This is a genomic window from Bradyrhizobium sp. IC4060 (genome assembly GCF_020193715.1).
GTDB classification, from domain to species: domain Bacteria; phylum Pseudomonadota; class Alphaproteobacteria; order Rhizobiales; family Xanthobacteraceae; genus Bradyrhizobium; species Bradyrhizobium yuanmingense.
In genome coordinates this window covers 13549-36111 of the sequence record NZ_JADYVJ010000027.1, presented here as the reverse complement: position 1 = coordinate 36111, position 22563 = coordinate 13549, and the positions used below count along the sequence as shown (strand labels likewise).

The 22563-nt window shown below is 60.8% G+C and carries 11 protein-coding genes and 10 pseudogenes; 15 read left to right on the top strand and 6 right to left on the bottom strand.

Annotation, left to right across the window (positions count from 1 at the left end; genetic code table 11):
• Positions 1 to 379: 379 nt before the first annotated feature.
• A pseudogene (locus I6F16_RS36265) lies at positions 380 to 1552 on the top strand (IS110 family transposase); the annotation flags it as partial.
• 8 nt (positions 1553 to 1560) lie between these two features.
• On the opposite strand, the pseudogene I6F16_RS36260 reads toward I6F16_RS36265, so the two are convergent.
• The 3 genes and pseudogenes from I6F16_RS36260 to I6F16_RS36250 form a co-directional block, all read right to left on the bottom strand.
• A pseudogene (locus tag I6F16_RS36260) lies at positions 1561 to 2984 on the bottom strand (IS66 family transposase); the annotation flags it as partial.
• A complete protein-coding gene (gene tnpB / locus I6F16_RS36255) occupies positions 2914 to 3375 on the bottom strand; it encodes an IS66 family insertion sequence element accessory protein TnpB (protein WP_346656629.1) in 462 nt (153 codons plus the stop codon). The pseudogene I6F16_RS36260 and the gene tnpB, both read right to left, overlap by 71 nt.
• Positions 3372 to 3773 carry a transposase gene (locus I6F16_RS36250; RefSeq protein ID WP_225174619.1) on the bottom strand — a complete coding sequence of 134 codons (402 nt, stop codon included), beginning with the start codon at positions 3771 to 3773 and terminating at the stop codon, positions 3372 to 3374. Before I6F16_RS36250 ends, tnpB begins: the two co-directional genes overlap by 4 nt.
• A gap of 1095 nt (positions 3774 to 4868) precedes the next feature.
• Here I6F16_RS36250 and I6F16_RS36240 point away from each other — a divergent pair.
• The 3 genes and pseudogenes from I6F16_RS36240 to I6F16_RS36225 all read left to right on the top strand — a co-directional run.
• Positions 4869 to 5669: pseudogene (locus tag I6F16_RS36240) on the top strand (DDE-type integrase/transposase/recombinase); the annotation flags it as partial.
• A 1058-nt stretch (positions 5670 to 6727) separates the two neighbouring features.
• Positions 6728 to 7867, top strand: a complete 1140-nt coding sequence (locus I6F16_RS36230; protein ID WP_225174617.1) for an ABC transporter substrate-binding protein — start codon at positions 6728 to 6730, stop codon at positions 7865 to 7867.
• A 384-nt stretch (positions 7868 to 8251) separates the two neighbouring features.
• Positions 8252 to 8737, top strand: a pseudogene (locus tag I6F16_RS36225) (IS21 family transposase); the annotation flags it as partial.
• A gap of 271 nt (positions 8738 to 9008) precedes the next feature.
• Here I6F16_RS36225 and I6F16_RS36220 read toward each other — a convergent pair.
• Together I6F16_RS36220 and istB are read right to left on the bottom strand one after the other, a co-directional pair.
• A pseudogene (locus tag I6F16_RS36220) lies at positions 9009 to 9655 on the bottom strand (ATP-binding protein); the annotation flags it as partial.
• Positions 9656 to 10656: 1001 nt separating this feature from the next.
• Positions 10657 to 11438 (bottom strand): annotated as a pseudogene (gene istB / locus I6F16_RS36215) (IS21-like element helper ATPase IstB).
• 254 nt (positions 11439 to 11692) lie between these two features.
• Between istB and I6F16_RS38330 the strand changes: the two are divergent.
• The 11 genes and pseudogenes from I6F16_RS38330 to I6F16_RS36160 all read left to right on the top strand — a co-directional run.
• Positions 11693 to 11833, top strand: a pseudogene (locus I6F16_RS38330) (ATP-binding cassette domain-containing protein); the annotation flags it as partial.
• A gap of 42 nt (positions 11834 to 11875) precedes the next feature.
• Positions 11876 to 12014 (top strand): annotated as a pseudogene (locus tag I6F16_RS36205) (integrase core domain-containing protein); the annotation flags it as partial.
• 672 nt (positions 12015 to 12686) lie between these two features.
• A complete protein-coding gene (locus tag I6F16_RS36200; protein WP_225174616.1) occupies positions 12687 to 13271 on the top strand; it encodes a carboxymuconolactone decarboxylase family protein in 585 nt (194 codons plus the stop codon).
• Between the two features lie 97 nt (positions 13272 to 13368).
• Positions 13369 to 14499 carry an acetoin dehydrogenase dihydrolipoyllysine-residue acetyltransferase subunit gene (locus I6F16_RS36195; RefSeq protein WP_225174615.1) on the top strand — a complete coding sequence of 377 codons (1131 nt, stop codon included), beginning with the start codon at positions 13369 to 13371 and terminating at the stop codon, positions 14497 to 14499.
• A 7-nt stretch (positions 14500 to 14506) separates the two neighbouring features.
• Positions 14507 to 15472, top strand: coding sequence for a thiamine pyrophosphate-dependent dehydrogenase E1 component subunit alpha (locus I6F16_RS36190; protein WP_225174614.1), 966 nt, complete (start codon positions 14507 to 14509; stop codon positions 15470 to 15472).
• A 14-nt stretch (positions 15473 to 15486) separates the two neighbouring features.
• The gene (locus I6F16_RS36185; RefSeq protein ID WP_225174613.1) at positions 15487 to 16503 is read left to right on the top strand and encodes an alpha-ketoacid dehydrogenase subunit beta; all 1017 of its coding nucleotides are present in this window, start codon (positions 15487 to 15489) and stop codon (positions 16501 to 16503) included.
• 19 nt (positions 16504 to 16522) lie between these two features.
• Positions 16523 to 17730 (top strand): annotated as a pseudogene (locus I6F16_RS36180) (serine hydrolase domain-containing protein).
• A gap of 904 nt (positions 17731 to 18634) precedes the next feature.
• Positions 18635 to 19453 carry an SDR family oxidoreductase gene (locus I6F16_RS36175; RefSeq protein ID WP_225174612.1) on the top strand — a complete coding sequence of 273 codons (819 nt, stop codon included), beginning with the start codon at positions 18635 to 18637 and terminating at the stop codon, positions 19451 to 19453.
• Positions 19454 to 19495: 42 nt separating this feature from the next.
• Positions 19496 to 19729, top strand: coding sequence for a carbon-nitrogen hydrolase family protein (locus tag I6F16_RS36170; protein ID WP_225174611.1), 234 nt, complete (start codon positions 19496 to 19498; stop codon positions 19727 to 19729).
• Positions 19726 to 19965 carry a nitrilase-related carbon-nitrogen hydrolase gene (locus I6F16_RS36165; protein ID WP_225174610.1) on the top strand — a complete coding sequence of 80 codons (240 nt, stop codon included), beginning with the start codon at positions 19726 to 19728 and terminating at the stop codon, positions 19963 to 19965. Before I6F16_RS36170 ends, I6F16_RS36165 begins: the two co-directional genes overlap by 4 nt.
• Before the next feature lie 277 nt (positions 19966 to 20242).
• Positions 20243 to 21800, top strand: a pseudogene (locus I6F16_RS36160) (ISL3 family transposase).
• A 22-nt stretch (positions 21801 to 21822) separates the two neighbouring features.
• On the opposite strand, the gene I6F16_RS36155 reads toward I6F16_RS36160, so the two are convergent.
• Positions 21823 to 22257 carry an FAD-dependent oxidoreductase gene (locus I6F16_RS36155; RefSeq protein WP_225174609.1) on the bottom strand — a complete coding sequence of 145 codons (435 nt, stop codon included), beginning with the start codon at positions 22255 to 22257 and terminating at the stop codon, positions 21823 to 21825.
• Positions 22258 to 22563: the final 306 nt, after the last annotated feature.

The following is a 22563-nucleotide window of genomic DNA, read 5'->3' as shown; positions in this document are numbered from 1 at the left end:
ACGCCCGGATAGCATTGAGAGGCACGTCATCGTGTTCGGCAGCCATCTTCTGCTCCGGTAGCTTCTGCATTGCCCGCTGATTGTCACGGCGGCCCATTGCCAGTCATGAATGCTCCATCACATTATTAAAGGGCATGATGTTTTCAGCGCTCAAACCCGGTGGAGAGGACTGGTCGTCCGGATTAGTCTGTCGAAGCCGGGATAGGGGCGCTGGAGCACGAAACGGTGGCAGGCCGCCATGACCATGAGCTGTGAGCTCGCTTTGTTACTCGGCCGCCCCCTACGACTTGCCCGGCTGCGCTGCGAGCGCGGATCCGTAGATGTCGTGCAAGCCACTGGCTCCTGAGACAAAGGAGAACCAAGCATGCAAATCGTCGGCATGGACATCCACCGATCGTTCGCCCAGGTGGCGGTCCTGGAGGACGGAACAATAATCCGACAGCTCCGCGTAGATCTCGTCCACGATCGGCTTGTCGCCTTTGCCAAGACACTCAGCCTCGAGGATGAGGTGGTCATCGAGGTTGACGGGCAACAGCGCGGCGGTCGAACGTATTCTGCGCCCGCACGTTAAGCGCGTCGCGGTCGCCAATCCGAGGCTCGTTCGGGCGATCGCCTGTGCGCGGGTCAAAACGGACAAGGTCGATGCTGGGACCCTGACAAAGTTGCATGCTGCCGGCTTTTTGCCGGAGGTCTGGGTTGCTGACGAGGACACCTACAGCCGCCGGCGCCAGATGGCCGAGCGCGCTGGCGTCTTGGCGCAGATCATCCGGTATTAAGGACGCATGATGGCTATCCTGCATGCCAACCTCATCCCGCCCTACAAAGGCTATCTCTTCGGCAAGCGCGGACAGCATTGGCTGGACAGTCTGCCTCTTCCATCGGAGGAGCGTGCAATGCTCCGGCGTCTGATCGCGGAACTCGAACGCGTGACGAAGCAACTGTCGGAGATCGACAAAGTCGTGACCCAGCAGGCTCTGGACGATCCACGGGCTCTCAAGCTGATCACGATCCCCGGCGTGAGTTCGGTTGTCGCCTCGAGTGTACTGGCCTCCATCGGCGACATCGCACGCTTCCCGTCGCCGGATAAGCTCAGCAGCTATTTCGGGTTGACTCCGCGGGCTCGGCAGTCAGGCGAGCACCCGGCACGGCATGGCCGGATCTCGAAGCAGGGCAACCGTGACGCCCGCAAGATGCTGGTTGAGGCGACGTGGTCAGCCAAGGCGGCGCCGGGTCCGTTGCGAGCATTCTTCAGCCGCACGCAGAAAAAGCACGGGGCCGGGGTCGCAGCCGTCGCGACGGCGCGCAAGCTCGCAGTCATGATCTGGCACGTCCTGACGACCGGGAAGGACTACGCTTACGCGCGGCCAGCGTTCACGGCGATGAAACTCCGGAAGGTGGCTCTGAAGGCTGGGGCTCCCCGTGCCTACGGCAAGGCTGGCCCGGGCCGGGACTATTGATCAAGGAAATCCGCGAACGGGAAGCTGGTTACGTCGCACGCGTCGAGCAGGCCTACGAACGCATGGTGGCTGCCTGGAAGGAAAAACCAAAAAAGTTGCTACGAACTGAAGGTAAGGACTTCTCAACACCATCCGTGGTCAAGCAGATCCTGCCGTCGTCGAGGAAGCGAGCGAAGCCCTCCCAGCGCCTGAGCATGCAATTCATAGGCTTCGGGACCTCGGAGGAGCGCGAGAGGGTTTCTCGCTCGCGGAGCAGCCAGTCGTGCATGTCGTCGAGCAGCGGCTGCTCTGCTTCTGGCGCACTGCACGCCGCTTGTCCGCGCTGTGGCCGTTGATGGCGCGCTCGATCTCGAACAGCGCATCGAGGCGTCTGAGGGCCTCCAGTGCGATCGGGGAGACCGGTTTGCCCTTGCGGCCTTCCCTGGTATTTCTCTCGATGTCGGCCAGCTCGAAGAAGCCCCGCCGCGCATGGGCCAGGCAAAATGCCGGCGTGATCGGCATCGCATTCTTTTGCGGGTCGAACAACGGCTCGAAGCCGCTATAGCAATCCGCCTGCAGAATGCCGGCGAAGGCGGTCAGATGCTTCTGGGGATGCTCGCCCCGTCGGTCGCCGAGGCGTAATAGATCGCCGCCGGCGGCGCAGGCCCCACCGTAGGGCAGATCGTCACGTACATCGGTCCAGATCCGGCCGGTCGTGCACTTGCTCTTGGCCAGGATGCGGATGGTGGTGTCGTCGCCATGAAGGCGCTCGGCCGCGAGTACATGACGCTCGATCAGCTGGAACAGCGGCATGACGGCGAAGGTTCCGTGGCCGACCTGGTCAGCCAGCGCCGACAACGGCAGGTCGATCCTCTCGGCCCTAAAACGCACACTCTGGCCGTTGAGCGGGATATGCTTGCCGAATTTGTCGAACAGGATCGTCGCCAGCAATTGCGGACCGATGAAGCCGCGCGGCGTCGCGTGGAACGGCGCGGCGGCTGGCTGATCTTCTCGCAATCGCGGCAGGTGAACTTCTCGCGTACCGTCTCGATCAGCTTGAAGCGGCGCGGGATCTCCTCCAGCGTCTTGGTCACATCCTCACCGATCTTCGCCAGCCGCGATCCACCGCAGCAGGCACAGGTCGTTGGAGCCTCAATGACGACGCGCTCGCGTTCGATGTCGTCCGGCCATGGCTTGCGAACCGGCCGCTTGCGCATGAAGGGGCGGACGTTCTGCGTCTTCGCCGCTGCGGCCTGCGCGGCAAGCTCATCCTCGCTCGCCGTGGTAACGAGTTCTTCGAGCTTCAATTCCAGCTGCTCGATCAGCCGCGCCGTGCGCTCAGAGCGCTGCCCGTACAGTTCGCGTTTGAGCTTCTCGATCCGCAGCTCGAGATGCGCGATCAGCGCCTCGTTGTCCGACAGCGCCGCCCGCGCGTTGGCGGCATCCGCCGGCCACATCGCGTTCAACCTGCAACGCCTCACGCTCGGCCAGCAGCGCCCTGTAGGCACTTAAAAGATCCGATGGAAGATCGTCCGGCTTCAATATCATGAAGCCATTGATTCAGATCAAGCAGCAGATTCAAACCGTAAAAGCGGCTATCCGACCGTGTCGGCCGATGGGTTTCTTGAGGGGCACGCCAATCGATCCCGGACAGCAAATAGCTCAACTGCGCTGGCGAAATCGTTACCGATTCGCCGGCCGATCGCCGGATGAACTTTCCTCTCTCGAGTCTTTTTGTGAACAAGCAGGCTCCCTGGCCATCGTGCCAGATCGCCTTCACAAGGCCGCTGCGGCGACCGCGGAAGACGAACAGATGACCGCTGAGCGGGTGTTTGTGCAGCACCTCCTGCATTTGGAGTGCCAGCGACGGAAAGCCTCTGCGCATATCCGTGTAGCCTGTCGCGAGCCACACTCGCACATTCCCCGGTATAGCAATCATCGGCGTCCAAGCACATCGAGGACCCGCGCCAGCACTTCCGGATCGACGTGCGCATCCACCCGGATGCACCGTCGGTTGCCGAGATCGATCTCTATCAATCCAGTACGCGCGGCTGCCACGGAGCGAACTCGGCCATCAACCGTAGGCAACAACTTCGGAGTTTCCTCAGCCGATGCCGCTACGGCGGCGAGCTGCACCGGCGTAAAAGATCGTACAACTTGTTCCGATGTCCGTGCTTGTCGACGCCAGGTAAACACCAGGCTGGCCGCTACTCCGTTGCGACGCGCAACCTCAGTCACCTTTGCGCCCGGCGCCAACGTCTCCTCGACAATCCGCGCCTTATCGTCCTGCGACCACCGCCGCCGCCGCTCCAACCCGCCCAAAACCTCGACCCGCATCGCCTGATGACCTTAAAGCTAGACTTAAGGTCACACGCTTCGCGAATTACCATCCGCCACGCAAGACGGCCCCCGTCGGATGCGTACTGACCAAGCGGCGTGACTCCGTCCTGATCATTACTATCAATCGGCCGGAACCCACGAACGCTTTCGACGACCTCAAATGTCATGAACGCGGCAATGGACCTTCTCGATGGGGATGACGGCTTGTTTCCTCGGTGTCATCATCGGTGCGGGCGGCAATTTCTCAGCCGGCCCCGATCTCAAGGAAATAGCCGAGCTCGGTGTACCCCCGCCGCAGCCCGCGGAAGCATTATGAGCCGTCCTGCACGCAAGCAGCCGATTGCGGCTGTCGAACGTTACGCCGTAGCCGGCGGCTCGAGACTTGCCTATCGTGCGACCTGATCGTTGCCGCGCGCAATGCTAAACTGGGTGGCCCAGAAGTCCGCCATAACCTGCTGGCGAGCAGTGCTCGTGTCCGGCTGCCTCGCCGTATGCCTCATCATCTGGCTATAGAGCTGGTGTTGACCGTTACCTACAAGGAAGCGGCGTGGTTAGGACGCTTCGGTCTTGTCAACCGCCTCGTGGAGCCCGGGTGGGCACTGGAAGAAGCAGTAAAGTTGGCCATGAATTCCTGGAGAATGGGCCCCTTGGCATTGGCGGCTAGCAAGGAGATCATGTCGGACAGCATGACAACCTCTGGGTCGAACAAACAGCGATCGCCCAGAGGGCGCTCAACTCGCATGACCTGATCGAAGGACTTAGTGCTTTTGCCCGAAAAGCGAAAGCCTGTGTGGAAAGAGCGGTGAGCATTCGAAAGATATCTCACAAACTCAGCACCAAGCCCGTTGCGCGATCGCTTAGTGCGAGACTTGCAGAACCTTGAGGCTCTCAATTTTTATTTCAAACCGCGATTGGACACCGGACTGAACCCTACAGAGATATCTGTGTTGGTCGGGAGCTGCGAACATAGTCGAACGCAGATGGACTTAGACCGCTTTCCAGCGTTGCTTCTCCCATTGCACGGACAGCGTGGTACCAGGGTCTGGGAGGCCACTACTTCGTGCCTCTAAAAATGTTTAGTCCCAGGCTTTGATGGTGCATCCTTATCGCACGATTCGAAGGAAGCGCTATGGGACAATTTTACACGGCTGCGCCACCACGACGGAGGCGGTCCGTCGAGCAGTACAAAATAGTCAAGAGAGCCTAAGAGCGCTGGCTAAGCGCTATGGGATCAATCCTAAAACGGTCGCCAAGTGGAAGAGGCTCCGTCACTGATCTGAAGACAGGATCCAAGGAGCCAAAGTCCACCTCTCTATCGGTAGAGGACGAGGCCATCATCGTGGCCTTTCGCAAGCATACCCTGTTGCCGCTCGACGCCTGTCTCTACGCTCTCGGCCATGATCCCGCACCTGACCCGCTCATCGCTTCACAGTCTTCAGCGCCCCGGCATTTCGCGGCCGCCGGACGTGAAAGTTGGCAGAGGCATCAAACCCAAGTTCAAGATCTACCCAATCGGCTACTTCCACATCGACATAGCTGAGGACCGCACCGCCGAAGGCCGGCTCTATCTTCTCGTCGCTATCGACGCACCTCGAAGTTCGCCTACACAGAGTTGCACGAGAAAGCCACCAGGCGCGTCGCCGCCGACTTCTTGCAGAATCTCATCAAGGCCGTGCCTTATAAGGTTCACACCGTCCTCACGGGCAATGGCACTCACTTCACCGATCCGGCCGGCGACAGTTGGACCGCGGCTGACATCAAGGAAAAGATCGAGCGGAAGGAGTTCTTCTGGGTGCATGCTTTCGTCGTGGCCAGCGCCCGCAACTCGATCGTCGCCTCACCAAGCCCAACCACCCCTGGACCAACGGTCAAGTCGAACGCATGAACCGAACATTCCCGGCCGGTTCGACCAACCTGGCTCGCAATGTCAACGCCGTGCCCGCCGAAGCGCCGGATTTGTAAGATATTTTTGCGTCGCTACTGCTTGCTAAGTCCTGTTTGATCGAACAAATTGAAAAACTTGATCGACCACTCCTTGCGATGGCGAGAAGCGACCAAACGTTTCGGCGAATGTGACCGTTCGCCGTATCGCTCCCCTGGCCGCTGTAGCCTTCGTTGTTACCATCCACAACCTCGATCGCTTCAGACATCCGCCGAGGTTCGCGCCTATCTCGGTGTGACGCCGAGACGTTATAAACCCGGTGAGGTCGATCGCACTGGCCGCATCTACAAGCGCGGCAACCAACAGCTTCGAACTTAGCCGCGAACGTCCCTCTGACCGTTGTCAAGCGAGGTTCTGCGCTCAAGCTTGGGGCTGCAAGCTGGCCAAACGCATCGGCGCCAAAAGGCGAGGGTTGCCTCGCTCGCAAAATGGCTGTCCTCCATGTCATTTGGACCGATGGCACTGAATTCCAGGTAGAGATGCGCGCCGCATGAACCAATCTTAACCCAACTCAGATCCGCCTTCCGCGGAACAGGCGTCCCTACCGGAACGAAGGTGTTGGGAATCTCGAAGTCATCCCATTCGCCAGAGCCCTCGGCCAGCGCTTTGTCCGTAACGAAAGATCTGGCCCTCTGTCCCTCAACTTACCCATACTGATCAGCTACGTTTCGAAGCGCCAGGCACTGCAAGCCCGACCCTCTGCCGCGCGGCAAGCAGGATGAGTGTGCGTTCCACCGAGATGTCGCGCTCCTCCGGGCGGCCCCTTCAAGAATGCCAAACCGAAGCGGTGGTGATGGTCTGGCGAGTTGTCTACTGCCCCTCACGTTGTTGCCAAGCTGGATGCAGTACCCAAAATCGTCTGCGGACCGGATGTGATGCGGAATTTCGTCGAGCCACCGCCGACAATTGGTGAAATTCGGCTCAATTGGTCCGATACCCTTTAACTCCAAGCTAATGGCACCCATTGGACCACATAAAACCATGTGCCACTTCGAATATGGGAAAATTCATGTCTGAGCAGGATTCTCGCAATTATAAATATCGTCCCGTGAACCGACGCTCGCTCCTGAAATCAATGGCGGCCTTGCTAAGCGTGCCATTCGTTGCCAAAGCCACTGTCGCCTTTGCGCGGGAAAAACTCGCCGGCAGTGGCGAAGTGGTAGTTTACAGTTACGGTGGCTCGTTCACGGAAAACTCGCGTAAGTATGTCTTTGATCCTTTCACCCGGGCGACTGGCATACGGGTTGTCGATGTGACAGCCGACCTTGCTGAGCCGCAGATCAAGGCGATGAACGAAGCTAGGCGCGTCGATTGGGACGTTGCCTTTGTGACTTCTGGCGGCTACTCCGAGCTGCATGGGACTGGCATGTTTATGCCCATCGAATACAGCCTGTGGGACGACGAAGCGCTGAAAGGTGTACCAGAATCTGCTCGCCTTATTGATGCTGTCCTTGCGTACCAAAATGCGACTATGCTGGTTTATGATGAGCGCGCTTTCCCGAAGAGTGGCCCAAAGAACTGGGCCGACTTCTGGAATGTCAACGAGTTTCCAGGACCGAGGGGGCTCGATGCTAGCCTTGGTTATCGTAGCATGCTGTTTGCGTTAATGGCCGATGGTGTCGCATACAAAGATCTCTGGCCGCTAACTGATGATAAGGTCGACCGGGCGCTGAAGAAGCTCGACGAGATCAGGCCACACATTACCAAGTGGTGGACGGCGGGAGGTGAACCCATACAGCTGCTCATCAACCGTGAATATGCGCTGACGAGTGCCTACGATGGTCGTGCAATCGCGGCCATCAAGCAGGGGATGCCTATTCACATGGTATGGGACGGCGCCAATATTGGCGAGAACTACTGGACAGTTCTTAAAGGTGGTCCGAACAGCGCAAATGCGCAGAAGTTCATCGCATTTGTAAATCGGGCCGAAAATGCGGCAGCTTTTACGCAGGGGGTCGGCTATCCCGGCCCGAATATAAACCAGCTCAGGTACCTCCCAGCTGACCTACTTCCGCTGATCAGCATAAACCCCGACAACGCGGCGAAGGCAACTCGGGGCGACATTGCCTGGTACATGGCGAAGCGTCCGGACGGCAAGACCAATGCAGATCACCTCCAGGAGCGTTGGCTAGCATGGCGGGCGAGATGAGCTCGATCGCGATCAACGGCCGGACGGAGTCCTTGCAGGCTCGGCCATCGGCCGGGCTCACACATGTTCCTGGCTGCTACTGCCCGGAAGCATCTTCCTCACGGAGCTCTTTGTCGTTCCGCTGGTGGGCTTGTGTTGCTTTCATTTGGATGCCAAACTGGACGCTGGCCAATCTCCTGCGCATCGCCGATACCCCTGCCGTGTTGCGTCACACGCTGGAGGTCAGCATTTTGGTGACTGCTGCCGCGCGGCAAACAGATGCAAGGGGAGCGTCAACCGGGATGGGAGAGCTTCGCCGGGATCGTGACGTAGGGAGAGCGTAGCCCGATCGGAGTCACGAGCCCGGCGTTGGTGCGATCCTATGGAGGACCGCGCCGGCTGGTTGTGCAAGTGGTTCGTCCGCCAAGAGGGATCACTCGCTTGCCGGACACAATACCAATCACCAGATGAGGCCTACATGAAGTACCGTCAGACCGATACCCCGCCTGCGGCCGCTAAAGGCGTCGTTCAGTACGTCGACCGCCTATCGGATCCAGAAGGATCCCTGCCTTCCATCGCGGAAGAAGGAAGCCAGCGACCGCCGCCGCCCGGACCCCTTGGCCACCGTGTTTGAGACAGAGATTGTGCCGATGCTGAAGCGCCGCCCCCGGCGTGCGGCCCGTGGCGATATTCGAGGAGATGCTCCAACGCCATCCTGACCTCGGCGCCGGCATCAGTCGTACCCTGGAGCGCCGGATCCGCGCCTGGCGGGCGATCCAGGGCGAGGAGCAGGAGGTCATCTTCCGCCATACCCACGAAGTGGGCCAGGTCGGCCTGTCCGACTTCATCGACATGGGCGAGCTTGGGGTCACCATCGCTGGCACGCCGCTCGTCAGGTGTTCCAGACTATGGTGAGCGCGGATTCCAGATGGTCGTGATCACTGGAGACGAACACGACTGTCGGATTTTAAGTTTGCTGGGAATTTTCTCCCGGTGAAGGTTGGCGATTGGTCTGAAGATCGTTCCGGCGGTTCATGGGAGGGCCCGTGCGCGGCGCGGAGTGCCCCCACGAGCGATAGAGCGACGCACGCGCGAGGGGTCTGTGGGCCGGCGGGCCATCGGGCGCGAGGCGATCATGATTTTTCTTTTCGCCGCCTAACGGCAGGCTGTCGCCGTTGACCTCGATGCGGTGGGCATTCTGAATGATGCGGTCCAATATCGCATCGAAGGGTGGGATCGGCAATGACGTCGTGCCATTGCGACACGGGAACCTGACTTGTGATCAACAAGATCCCTTCTAGCAGCGATCATGGACGATCTCAAGCAGATCACGGTCCTGGTCGGCGGTGAGCGGTTCGCAGTCCTCGAGGATTAGGAGATCGACGCGCTCCAGGGCCGCGATAAGGCGCGCCAGACGGCCTTCGCGGCGCGCCTGGCGAGATCTGCGAACAGGCGGGGTGCCCGCTTATAGAGCACAGAGAAGCCGTCGCGGCAGGCTTTGTTGCCGAGCGCACAAGCAAGCCCAGGACTTGCCGGTACCGGTTGGGCCGGTGATGACCAGGTGGTTAGCATCGCGGATCCATTGGCAGGTGGCGAGGGTCTGGAAAAGCGACGGTCGAGACCGCGGGGCGGCACGATGGCCGACGTTCTCGATGGCGGCCGCCTGACGGAGCTAGGCGCTACTCAAGCGGCGTAAGGCGGCGGTTGTCGCGCGCAGTGACCTCGCGATGACAAGAGCTCGAGCCAATCCGCGTGCGACATCTTGGTCGCCTCGGGATTGTTCTGCAGTACGACGAAACTGTCGGCCATGGCGGCAAGGCCGAGGGCGCGCAAGCGATCGACGATCGGATGAATAAGCTTGCTGATCTCTCCTGATCAATTGTAGTAAGTGCGGGGCAGAGGATGGGCGCCTCCTCGGCGGGAGGAGCGGTTCTATCAGTGCCGTTTTTGAGGATGGCGGCGACCTATTTGTACGAACGGGCGTTGAGCAGGAGCGCCCGTGCGCAGGCAGCGTCGCCGCATTCCTGGCCATAGCGCTTGACCTGCCCGAGAATGCCGATAGCCGAGCGGAAGCCCTATTCCGGATGCGGCCGCGACCGCAGGATGACTCCATCAGCGCCTCGACGTCGGGACCGACCTTGGCGGCTTCGGAACGAATGCGCTCATGGGTCCAGTCACGGGAGCGGCGATGTGAGCTCGGCATATGTTCGGGAATCGTGGTCGGACGATGCGGCAGGGTGCTGCGCAGATGTGACGCCACCCGCTTGCGGCGGGAGCAATATCTCGACGGTTTTGGGTGATGCGAGCCTCGACCTTCTGATGCACGAGGTTTGAGGGACGCTGTAGTAATGCTTGGTGATCTCGACGTGATAATCGAGACTGACCCGGCAGCGCTTCCACTCGGCGTACTCCTACGGCTCATCCGGCAAGGGGATCAGCGCCGGGTGATCGAGCTCTTCGAACAGCTCGCGCCGACTTCGCCCCCAGCACTGGAGAGGTCGATCGTTCAGCTCGACAACGAGCGAGAGCGGCGAGCAAGAAGAAGCGGCGGTTGCGCAGACGCGCCAGAATCCATCACCCGACAATTTGGACGCCAACTTCGACCTTGGCTTTGTCGCGCGGATGATATGGCCGCGCCGGCATGCGGATTCGAATGATCGCGCGCAGGTGAAGCACCCGATCGTTAATTGGCACCATCGTTAGCCCATGGTCAAGCGGCTGCCGAGGAGATCACGTCACATGTTTGATGGTGTCGCTCGACGGATCGAACCTGACCGGACGCGCACCCCCAACAGTGCCGTAGCGGCCGGTCAGCTTCGCGGGCTGCAGTCTCCGTCTTCATCGGCCGACGATGCAATCAAGGCCGAGCAACAACGGACGGGCGACGAGTCATCGTTCAGTTCGAGTCTGTGGGCGTTGTGAAGCAGGCGATCAAGTATGGCATCAGCGTAAGTTGGGTCATTTATGAGCTCATGCCATTTGGCAGTTGGAAGCTGGCCGGTGACGAGTGTTGATCGACGGCCGTAGCGGTCTTCGAGGATTTCGAGCAGATAATAACGGGCATTGGCGTCGATGGCTTGGAGACCCCAATCGTCCAAAATTAGGAGGTCGACGGCGGCGATACTCTTCATCCGCGAAGCGAGTCGACCATCGCCCCGGGCAAGGTCCAGTTCTTCGATCAACCGCGGCAGCCGGGTGTAAAGCACAGAGTTGTTCCCGGCAGGCCCTGTGGCCGAGCGCACAGCCAAGCCAGCTTTTCCCGACGCCGGTTGGCCCTACGATGGCGCAATTCTCATAGTTCTTGATCCAGTCTCCCTTGCGCAGCATGTCGAACATGCGGCGGTCGAGCCCACGGGGGCGCAGTAGTCGATATCCTCGGGCGCCGCATGATGACGCAGCCTTACCTTGCGAAGACGGAGCGTCAGGCGCCGGTTATTACGCCAAGTCGCTTCATGGTCGAGCAGCAACGCCAGCCATTCGGCATGAGCGAGACCCTGGACCTCCTCGTTGTCGGCGAGGCTCCTGAACGCTGCGGCCATGCCGGTAAGACCGAGAGCCCGGTAAGCAAGTCTAGTGTGGGGTGTGTCAGCATTTTCTTCCCTTCTAGTGGCAATAGTCCGAGCCTCTGATGTTGGTGTGTATGATCGGCTCGCGCTCGGAGGACGCGGGCGTTGGAACGCGATCGAGCCCCTTCTCGAGAATCGATTTGATGCTTGGGTAGTTGCGCGCCTGGATCTCGAGCGCGCGCAGGGCAGCCGCCTCGAGACGCTCGGCGCCAAGCGCTTCTCAAGCCGGATGATACCCCGGCACGGACGATAGCCCTGTTCGGGACGCGGCCGATCCTCGATGATCCGGTCGACCAGCTGGCGTAACATCGGGCCGATCCGGGTTGCCTCGCTGCGGATCTTTGGCGAGTTCATCTCGTTGCTGGGACCGAGCGGATCGGGAAAGACAACAACTTTAACGATGATCGCAGGGTTTCGAGATGTCGGACAGCGGTCGGGTTCTTCTGGATGGGATAGACATCACGCGCCTAACAGCGTCCGCGAGGCACGTAACTCAATCGGACGCTATCTCACTTTTACAATCGCCGCCGGCCACATTCGAGCCTTGACGGCGGCATACCGGATCAAGCCTACACCCGCTGCCACTCCGCATGGCGGCCTAACCCCGGCAGACCCTCCACTTATGGGCGTGGAGATTCTGTTCAGACAACCGGGACCGGCTCACTCGTCGATTCGCTTCGCAGCCCGCGCGCAACATCCGAAGGGCGATTCTGCATCAAAATACTTATATGAAGAATGTGCTACTATGCACATGTACGGTACAACAAAGAACGTGCACAAAAATCGCGCGATAACTTAAGTTTTGAAGGGCGAAATGCTTTCGCGACAGAAACTAGTCTAAGCAATTCGGCGTCAGTGCCACGGCTGCTGGTCCGGGCTGCACGGGTGATAAGGCCGAGGGAGCGGGGAATGTCGTGCTCACCGTATCCAGTTGCCTCGCCTAGTTTCGACAAATCTGGCAAGATCTTGGGCGATCGCTAGCGCGCCGAAATTCGTACTGGGTTGGTGATTTTTGCAGTAGTTCTGCACAGCGGAGGCGATTTTCGCCCCGCTTAAGCTTTGGGCGCTGATATATCCTCCGGCCGATCCAGGGCATTTTCGCTGACGGAGTCAGTACGGCGTTCCGCTTCAAAAAAGGGAATGTCAGCGGAGTCGTTGCAGCCAAGAGCGGCGCACTTCTGGGCAGGGATTAGGGAGCTCTCGGTGAGGCGCAGTGGGTTGAGTAGATTGAATATCCATAGTGCAAGGCAGAAATTCCGGACGGGGGTAAGTCAGTGAGACTCAGTGTACCGCGAATCCCGCCGCTATCTGACGCGGAGCTTACGGCGGATCAGGCCAAGGCGTTGGAGCCATACTTCTGGGGGAATCCGGGCAATATTGTCCGCACCCTCGCTCAAAAGCCGGAGGCGCTCAGTCGTCTTACCCCCTGGGTCAGCTACTTCCTTTCGCGCCTGATCGATCTTCCTCCTAGGGCTAAGGAGATTGTGATTCTTCGCACCGGCTTTCTCTGCAAATCCGGTTACGAGTGGGCGCATCATGCTATCGTGGCTGTGCGCGCAGGGCTTAGCGAGGACGAGATAGTCCGCATCAAGCAGGGCGCGGGGGCTGGCTGGAGTTCCGCCGAAGCCGTATTGATCCAGGCTGTAGACGAGCTCCACCGCGATTACTTTATCTCCAACGTCACTTGGGCGGAGCTTCGCGGGCACTACTCGGAGATACAATGCATGGATGTGGTCTATACGGCCGCCTTTTACGCCCAGCTCTCGATGATCCTCAATACCTTCGGCGTGCAGTTGGAAGAGGGGCTCCATCTAGATCCGGACCTTGATGGCGGCGAGCGCGTTTCTCGGTGGTCATAGGGGCGGGGTGGCGGGACAAGTGGTTCGACATGAGATCGAGACTCCCGCCATGGCCTTATCAGTACTTTGTAAATCCAAGTTAAAGGAGATGGCGTGGATGTCTCGACGTGCGCCTGAAATCGTGGCGATCCGGATGCCAAAATGGGGGCTTTCGATGGATGAGGGGGTGCTGGTCTCCTGGTCCAAGTCCGAGGGGCAACGGTTCGTCGAAGGCGATGAGCTCGCCGAGATCGAAACTACAAAGATCACCAATGTATTCGAGGCGCCCACCTCGGGCCTGCTGCGCCGCCTGGTCGTCGCGAAAGGTGAAACGGTGACCGTTGGCGGCCTGCTCGCCGTCGCCGCCGAAGCGGATGTGGACGATGCGGCCATCGACGCCTTTATCTCCGAATTCCAGGCCTCTTTTGTGTCAGGTGAGGCAGACGCCGCCAGTGGTCCAGCGCTGGAGCGCGAGACAGTCGCGGTCGGCTCGCTTGAGATCAATACGGTCGCCGCAGGTGCTGCGGGGCCCTCGGTAGTCCTCGTGCACGGCTTTTCTGGCGACGCGGACAGTTGGGCGCTTAACATCGTCGAGCTCCGCCAGCGGGCACGGGTGATCGCGATCGATCTACCCGGTCACGGAGGCTCTACGAAAGATGTGGGCGATGGATCAGTCGACACCCTTGCAAAAGCTATCAGCGGCGCCCTCGACGCGCTCGGTATCGGCAGCGCCCATCTCGTGGGCCATTCCCTCGGCGGGGCTGTGGTCCTGCGACTGGCGCAGCTGCATCCGGAGCGCGTCATCTCGCTCGTCCTCGTTGCGCCCGCAGGGCTGCCCGGCGGTCGCCTGAACCGCGAGTTCCTCGATGGAATGGTGGACGCCCAGCGGGCACGTGAAATTCGGCCCTGGCTGGAGCTGCTTTTCCATAATCCGGCCCGCGCGAGCGCCGAGATGGTAGAAAACATGGCGCGCTACAAGCGCATCGATGGCGTGGAGGAAGCTCTCGGAACGATCCGCAACGGACTTCTCGCAGGCGTGGCAGCATATCCGTCAGCTGGAACGGTCGCGCTGCCGCCCGTGCTTCTACTGCTCGGTGAGAGCGACCAGGTCGTCGGCTTGCCTGATCTCGCCCTCCTGCCGCCCGATTGGAAGGTGGTGACGCTATCCGGCGCAGGTCACATGCCGATGGTCGAGCAGTTCGCCGAGTTCAATCGCCTCGTCGGCGACTTCGTTTCCGAGCATTCGTGAGGTCCCGATGCAACTAAGTCGCGACGATTTGAAGCGCGCCTTCCGCACTATGTTCACGATCCGCGCCTTCGATGAGCGCGTGGAGAAGGAATTCGCTGCCGGCAACATTCCCGGTTTCTGCCACGTCTATCTCGGTCAGGAAGCCGCCGCCGTGGGGGTATGCTTTGATCTCTCTGATCGGGATTGGATCGGTTCGACTCACCGCGGTCACGGCCACTGCATCGCGAAGGGTTGTGAGGTGCGGGGCATGATGCTGGAGATCATGGGCCGAGCCGATGGACTGTGCGGCGGCAAGGGAGGCTCCATGCATATCGCCGACATGTCCAAGGGCATGCTGGGTGCAAACGCAATCGTCGGCGGCAGCCCGCCTATCGCCGTCGGCGCCGCCCTCAGTCAGAAGGTCCTCAAGACCGCTAATGTCGCGGTAGCGTTCTCCGGTGACGGCGGCTCCAACCAGGGCACGACCTTCGAAGCGCTGAACATGGCTGTGGTTTTGAACGCGCCCGCGATCTTCATCTTTGAGAACAATGGGTATGGTGAGTTCACATCCGCCGACTACGCGGTCGGGTCGCCTTCCATAGCCGAACGAGCGAAGTCATTCGGCATGCCCGCCGAGTGCGTCGACGGCGTCGACTTCTTCGCGGTGCGGGAAGCCATGGGACGGGCTCTAGAACGGGGGCGGGCGGGGTTTGGTCCGTATGCCTTGGAAATCAGGTGCTCACGAATCCGTGGTCACTACTGCGGCGACCCGCAGGTCTACCGCTCAAAGGCAGAGCTAGCGGAAGCGGTTCGCAACGATCCGCTCGCGCGCTTTCGCGCGCGGGTGAGCGAGGCCGGTTTACTCCAGAGGCAGGAATTCGATGCGATAGAAACCGAAGTGCTGGGGGAAATCGAAGCGGCCGTCGCCGCCGGCCTGGCGGCTGCCTCCCCCGACCTCGCCGCCCTCACCCGCGACGTCTACGTCCGTTATTAGGAGCTCGAGCCGAGATGAGCCGGAAGTCATATCGACAGGCGATCAACGAAGCGCTGCGGCAGGAGATGGAGCGCGATGCGCGCGTGATCGTGATGGGCATCGACGTGGCCGGCGGCCAAGGCGGCTCTGGCGACGTTGGGTCGGTTGGGGGGTGCTTCGGGGTGACCAAAGGGCTCTACGAGCAGTTTCCCGGTCGGGTAATCGACACGCCCATAAGCGAGAGCGCGATCATGGGTGCGGCCGCGGGCGCCGCGTTGTCGGGGCTCAGGCCAGTAGCAGAACTGATGTTCGTCGACTTCCTCGGTGTCTGCCTCGACCAAATCTATAATCAAGCGGCCAAGTTCCGGTACATGTTCGGCGGCAAGGCACGCACACCTCTGGTGATCCGCGCGACGATCGGCGCGGGCCAGCGCGCGGGTGCTCAACATAGTCAAACTCTTCACCCTTGGTTGACGGCCGTTCCGGGTCTGAAGGTGGCCATGCCCTCAACTCCTTACGACGCGAAGGGCCTGCTCATCCAGGCCATCCGAGAAGACGACCCCGTGATATTCTTGGAATCCAAGGTGCTCTACGACATCGAGGGCGAAGTCCCTGATGAGGCGTACCGTCTCCCGTTTGCGGAGGCGAACGTTGTACGGGCCGGCTCTGACGTGACAATTGTCGCATTTTCGGCAATGGTCCAACGGGCACAGAAGGCCGCCGAAGCGCTCGCTAACTCTGGTGTTTCGGCGGAAGTCATCGATCCGCGCACGACCTCGCCGATCGACAGCGAAACTATTCTGCAGAGTGTGGAGAAGACGGGCCGCCTGGTCGTCGTGGACGAGAGCCCGCCACGGTGCTCGCTGGCCGCCGATGTCGCTGCAATTGTTGCGGAGGAGGGGTTCCACATGCTCAAGGCACCTATCCGTCGGGTGACCTGTCCGCACACGCCCGTGCCGTTCGCGCCGAACCTCGAGGACGCGTACATCCCATCCGCACAAGCCATCGAGGCGGCGGTTCGATCCATCATTCCCGCGACCGTCTCGCGATGAGCACGCCTACCGTGCGTCAATGTCCGTCGCCGGCCTGTCGCGGGCCCGTCTGCAGACGATCGATCGCTTCCTCCTGGAGCGGTATATCGGCCCCCGGCAAGCTACCATGCGCTCTGACCGTGGTGGCTCGCCACGGCGTAGTGGCACACATAGGCGTGCTGGCAAGCTGACATCGAGCGCGATGCGCCCTGCAGGAAGATTCGATCTTCCGCATCTATTCGATGACTAAGCCGATTACCTCGCTGGCGTTCATGATGCTAGTCGAGAAGGGCAAGGTCGCGCTCGACGATCCGGTCGAAATGTACATCCCCGAGTGGGCCGGGATGGGTGTCTTCGTCTCCGGCCAACCCGACGCGTTTGTCACTCGGCCAGTGGCGCGGCCGATGCAGATCGTCGACCTACTTCGCCACACCTCGCGCCTCACATATGGGTACCAGAACCGCACCATCGTCGACGCGGCGTACCGTAAGACTGGCGTGGGCGTCGTAGGCGGCAGGCTCAGCCTTGAAAACATGATCGCCGCATTGCCAATGTCCGCTGGAGTTCTCGCCCGGCGAGGCTTGGAACTACTCCATCTCGACCGACGTGCTCGGCTACCTCGTCCAGGTTGATCTCTGGCATGCCGTTCGAGGACTTTCTGCGGGCCCGGATATTCGAGCCGCTAGGTATGAACGATACGTCTTTCCATGTGCCGGCGGAGAAGGCGCACCGCTTTACCGCTTGCTATGAACGCTCGCTCGCCTCGGACGCCCTGGCGTTGCAGGACGATCCGGTTAAAAGCAGCTATCTGGCCCCGCCCATCTTTGATTCCGGTGGCGGCGGTCTCGTCTCGACGGCCCCCGACTATTTGAAGTTCTGCCAGATGCTGCTGAACGGCGGGCACGACAACGGCGCGCGTCTGATCAGCCGAAAGACGCTGGCACTGATGACGCAGAACCATCTGCCGGGCCGCATGGACATAATTGACATGGTCCATTCGACTTTTCCGAGGGGAGCAATGTTGGCGTAGGCATGGGGCTCGGCTTCGCGGTGGTTCAGGATACCGCCCGGTAGCTGATCAACAACAGCGTCGGCGAGTACTATTGGGGCGGCGCCGCCTCTACGGCCTTCTGGGTCGACCCGTCGGAGGATCTGACGGTGGTGTTCATGACCCAGCTCATGCCCTCGTCGTTCTACCCTGTTAGGCGTGAGCTGCGGACCCTGGCCTATGCAGCTTTCGACGACTGAGTTTCAGGGCGCGGCGACGCAGGGTGCGTGCCACGCCATCTGCGATGCAGAGCTCAAAGTCGCGCCACGCGGAGAAGTGCCAATTTGGGCGAGGTTGACCGAACGCCGGGCCCGTTGCGGTCCGCCAGGAATCTCAACAGAAGCGGCAGCGAGGTTTTGACCTATGCGAAGGCTGCCCCCAGTCGCTCGCGATCGGCGCTCATCGGAATACATGGTGTACAGCCATGTGAATCGAGATCGGAGGCTGACCTTTGCGATCCTCCGGCAGAGCGTGGAATTCTTGCGGAGGCGAACCAAACTTCAGCCAAATTCGGCCGGCTTCCTGGCGCAGGGTAGCATCTTCAGTTGCCTGGACACGCTCGTCGTCCACCCGGAGAGGATGGTGCGGCATCAGCATTCCAGGACACGGGCTCGCCCGCACCCGCCGGGGCTTGGGGACTTGCCAAGGCGGGGTTGCCGCACGCCCGGATCGTAGATTGCACTCACACCGTGATGCGGATTCGAACCAAAGCAGTGCGATATCGAGATCGCGCTGATGAGGGAAGCGGCCGTATCGAGGCCGGCATTGTGCGGGTCGAAGAGGTGAGACGTCTATGCGTGCACAGCAGGACGCATCGAACTCTCGCACGCCGCGCAATGAAAAGCGCGGAACGACGCGATCGTGACCTCGGGGAGATATGACCGTGTTCAACCCCAAATCGCTGTCTCTGGAATGAAGAGGCTTCGGTAGCCAGAGATCCCATCGGCGGCAGCTTTCTCTGCCATTCAATTGGCGAGGAAAATCCGCGACGAGTGCCCGCATGGCGCGGGAATTAGACATAAAGTGCCGTCTCAATCGCATTAAGTGACGATCAAAATGAAGTTATAACTCGCAAGAAATCTAATTCACATTCGGGGAGCAAGCATGATCACTTTGAACGGCAAGATCGCGCTCATCACGGGCGCCGCCCGGGGCATCGGGTTCGCCGCCGCCCGAACGCTCTTGAGCCGCGGCGCCGGCGTCGCGATCGCGGATATCGACGGCGAGGCTGCGGAAGCGGCGGCGAAGTCCCTGGGCCGGGGCGGAGACGTGATCGCGATCAAGGTGGATGTCGGGTCTGCGGATTCGATCCGCGAGATGATGGAACAAATCGATGCCCGCTGGGGCCGGATCGACATCCTCGTGAACAATGCCGGCGGGGGAAGGCTTCAGCCGTTCCTCGAAGCAACCCTTGATGAATGGGAACGCACTTTCCGACTGAACTTGACGTCGGCCTTTTTGATCGGCCAGGCGGCGGCCCAGCGAATGTCTGCCTCGCAAGATGGTGGCGCCATCATCAATATCACCTCCGTCTCCGGGCAGCGCGGCGGCGAGCGGCGTGCAGCCTACGGATCCTCCAAGGCGGGGCTTGAACAGCTCACACGTATTATGGCTGTGGAGCTCGCCACTCATGGGATCCGGGTGAACGCCGTCGCGCCAGGCCCCATCGCGCCCGCTGCTGGAATGTTCATTCACGACCCGGCGGAACAGGACGCTTACCTAAATCTCCTGCCGACCCGCCGGTTCGGCACACCTGAGGAAGTAGCTGAAGCGGTTGCCTTCCTGGCCTCTGACGAGAGCCGCTGGGTGACGGGGCACATCCTCAATGTGGACGGCGGCATGGGAGCGGCCGGGATGATGACTCGCGCCGCCCGGTCGTCAGGCGCCATCCAAAACGAACCCGCTCGATGCGCTTCTGGCTAGCCACGAACCGGAAGCTCGCGATCGTCTGAAAGCTTCCATCGTATGTCATTCACGGCCGGTGCCATCCAGCTCACTCCAGCAAGTCCGACGCTCGCAGAAACCACTAACCGCATCGTTGACCTGATTAATGGCGCGGGGCGCCTGGCGACGCTGCCTGAACTAGCGCTGACGCCCTATTTCGCCATCGGCGTGAAAGACATCTCGCGCTACACGGACGTGGGAGAGAATGATGCGGGTCTTGTGAGAATTGCGGCACAGCGAAGGCGCACGGCATGACCGTGGAGGCCCCTTATGCCGAGCCTGTCGGCGGCGAGCTCTTCAACAGCATGGCGTTCTTCGACGGCGAAGGCCGCCGAATGGGAGTCTTTGGGAAGATTCATCTCGCGGGCGGGATCGAACCCAAAACGGACGAGACCGTGAATCTTTTAGAGAAGCGCTACTTTCGCCCGGGCAATCTTGGCTTCCAGACTTTCGACGGTGGTGTAGCGAGGATTGGCGGTTTGATTTGTTGATCGCCGCTTCCCGAGTCCTACCGCTCGCTCGCCGCTGCTGGTGCCCAAATCATCCTCGTCGGCTATGCCTCCCCTGTTTTCCCGGGCGGCACCCTCTCCAAAAACGCGCCGCAACTCAGGAATCTGCATGCGCGCGGGCGCCTACACCATATGTGCTGGCCGCTGGAAAAGGCCGGAAAGGAAGACGGTTGTCAATCGGCGTTCGAATTTGGCTCTGACTCACTTTTGATGCAGTTCGAGGGATGTCTGGCGCTTTGATTGAAGGAGAATCAGCGCCATGCAGCAAGCACTCCACCGCTCCAGTCTGGTGCCGCGTGGGTTTGTTGTAGAGAGTGCGTGCTACGAGGGCGATAAGGCCGTCATCACGGTCCGGGCATCCGGAAGTATCGGCTTGTGTCCATCCTGCGGGACGGTTTCGCGGCGTATTCATAGCCGGTATCGGCGACGCGTGACCGATCTGCCGTTGTCCGGGCGGGTCGTAGAGCTGCTGGTGATCGCCCGCCGCTTCCGTTGCGACGCCGTCCTGTGCGGACGCCAGATATTCACTGAGCGTTTCGCCGACGGGATATTGGCTCGATCGGCGCGACGCACGGCGAGGCTGGACTCTATCGTCCATCACCTGGGTCTGGCGCTTGGCGGTCGACCGGCAGCGGGCTTCGCCAAACGGCTGATGCTGCCGGTGAGCAAGGATACGCTCCTGCGCGTGGTCCGACGCCGTAGCCGCCCGCCGGCCGATCCGCTCAGGGTTATCGGCATTGATGATTGGGCCTGGCGGCGCAATCACCGATACGCCAGCATCATCTGCAACCTGGAAAGGCGCCGAGTAGTCACCCTGCTGCCGGATCGTGAGCCCGCGACCGCCCGAGCCTGGCTCGCTGCGCATCCCACGATCGCAATCGTCGCCCGCGATCGTGGCGGCGGATATGGCCGAAGCGGCAGCAAAGGCCCTGCCGCACGCGGTGCAGGTCGCCGATTGCTGGCATCTGATGGAGAACGCCAGTCGGGCCTTCCTTGACGCCGTTCGCAAATCGATGCGCCAGATTCGCACCGTCATCGGTGCGACCACGATCGATCCCCAGCTGCTGACAGCAGCCGAGCGCCTCCAGTATGAGGGCTACTTGCGCCGCGAGGAGACCAATGCGGCCATCCTCGCACTGACGAAGAACGGCATACCCATCAAGCAGATCGTGCGTCAGACTGGCCATAGCAGGAAGCTGGTGCGACAGGTGATCCGCGGCGAACGCACCGATGTCTTTCGGACCCGGCAAAGTTCGTTGGATCTGCATTTGCCATGGCTCGATGATCAGTGGATGTCCGGCTGTCGAAACGGAGCTGAACTGTGGCGCCGCCTAGCAGCGCGTGGCTTCCGCGGCTCGCTCCGCGTCGTCAGCGAGTGGGCGACCCGCAGACGACAGGCCGAAAAGGCCGATGCACAGAACCTCCAGCGGATTCCCTCAGCCAGAACAATCGCCCGCCTCATGACCATCGGGCGGGACCTGCTCACGAAAGCGGAGACCGTCACGGTCGCGGCGATCGAAGCTGGCGTGCCAACCCTGCTCGAAGCACGCGAGATCATCGCCGAATTCCACCTGATGATCCGGCGCAAGACCGAGGTGGGCCTTATCCCATGGATCGAGCGCGCCCGCGGCAGTCTCGTCGCCTCGTTCGCCAGCGGCGTCGCGAAAGATGAGGCGGCGGTTCGAGCAGCCATCACTTTGCCCTGGTCTAACGGACAGACTGAAGGTCAGATTACGCGCCTCAAGCTCGTTCGACGTCAAATGTACGGTCGCGGGAAAATCGATCTGCTTCAAGCCAGGTTGATCGGCGCAGAATAGTCGGCGCTGCACCAAAGTTGCGTCAGAGCCAATATTGCAGGCCGAATGACAAGCAGCCGCGGGCCGGCCTCGACCAGGTCACCGAAGCGCCTCTTGCCACCGCACTCGCGGCAACCTCAAGCCCGATGAAGCCGCCGCAATTAACGACCACCTCGCAACCTCGGCCAATGATCCGTCGGATAGCCAACGCGTCGGCATACGTGCGCAGCGTCGCCATTCTGCTTCCTGCAGCGGCCGGATTGCTCAATTTTCGGGGGCGGGCGCCGGTGGTCAGCAGCAGTCGTTCGTAGGCCAGCTGCGCCCTGTCCGAGAGTGTGACCGTGTGTGCCGCGCGATCTATCGACTCGACGCTCCTACCTTCGAGATAGCGGATTCCCAACTCCGCCAGGCGTTCGTGCGTGACGAGCAGTTTTGGTCCAGGCTTTGTCTCCTCGATCAGGGGCGCCTTGGAGCTCATATGGCAGCATATTTTCGTTGCCGATCAGGACGACCACGCCCCGCCAGCCGCCCTCGCGCAGGGCGATCGCGGCTGCCCCCCCGACGATCACCATTGCGGGTTTGTTGCTCAAGCGAGCGGACCCTGCTCGAGAGAGAGTTGCGTGTCGATTGCCGTACGCTCAAATAAGTCCCGCGCTAGGGACTTGATCAACAGAGCGTCCTCCCAGCGATCAGTGGTGTCGTTGCCCTTGCGATCAGTGATCGCATAGGGCCGCGGGCCAAGTTCGCATGCGAATGAGAGAAGCGCATCCGGACCTGCGCCATA

Bases quoted from the DNA above. Each gene is read 5' to 3' on its own strand.
- I6F16_RS36190 (WP_225174614.1), top strand. From the start codon at position 14,507: ATGCAACTAAGTCGCGACGATTTGAAGCGCGCCTTCCGCACTATGTTC.
- I6F16_RS36230 (WP_225174617.1), top strand. From the start codon at position 6,728: ATGTCTGAGCAGGATTCTCGCAATTATAAATATCGTCCCGTGAACCGA.
- I6F16_RS36185 (WP_225174613.1), top strand. From the start codon at position 15,487: ATGAGCCGGAAGTCATATCGACAGGCGATCAACGAAGCGCTGCGGCAG.
- I6F16_RS36165 (WP_225174610.1), top strand. From the start codon at position 19,726: ATGACCGTGGAGGCCCCTTATGCCGAGCCTGTCGGCGGCGAGCTCTTC.
- I6F16_RS36170 (WP_225174611.1), top strand. From the start codon at position 19,496: ATGTCATTCACGGCCGGTGCCATCCAGCTCACTCCAGCAAGTCCGACG.
- I6F16_RS36155 (WP_225174609.1), bottom strand. From the start codon at position 22,257: ATGAGCTCCAAGGCGCCCCTGATCGAGGAGACAAAGCCTGGACCAAAA.
- I6F16_RS36175 (WP_225174612.1), top strand. From the start codon at position 18,635: ATGATCACTTTGAACGGCAAGATCGCGCTCATCACGGGCGCCGCCCGG.
- I6F16_RS36195 (WP_225174615.1), top strand. From the start codon at position 13,369: ATGTCTCGACGTGCGCCTGAAATCGTGGCGATCCGGATGCCAAAATGG.
- tnpB (WP_346656629.1), bottom strand. From the start codon at position 3,375: ATGATTGCTATACCGGGGAATGTGCGAGTGTGGCTCGCGACAGGCTAC.
- I6F16_RS36250 (WP_225174619.1), bottom strand. From the start codon at position 3,773: ATGCGGGTCGAGGTTTTGGGCGGGTTGGAGCGGCGGCGGCGGTGGTCG.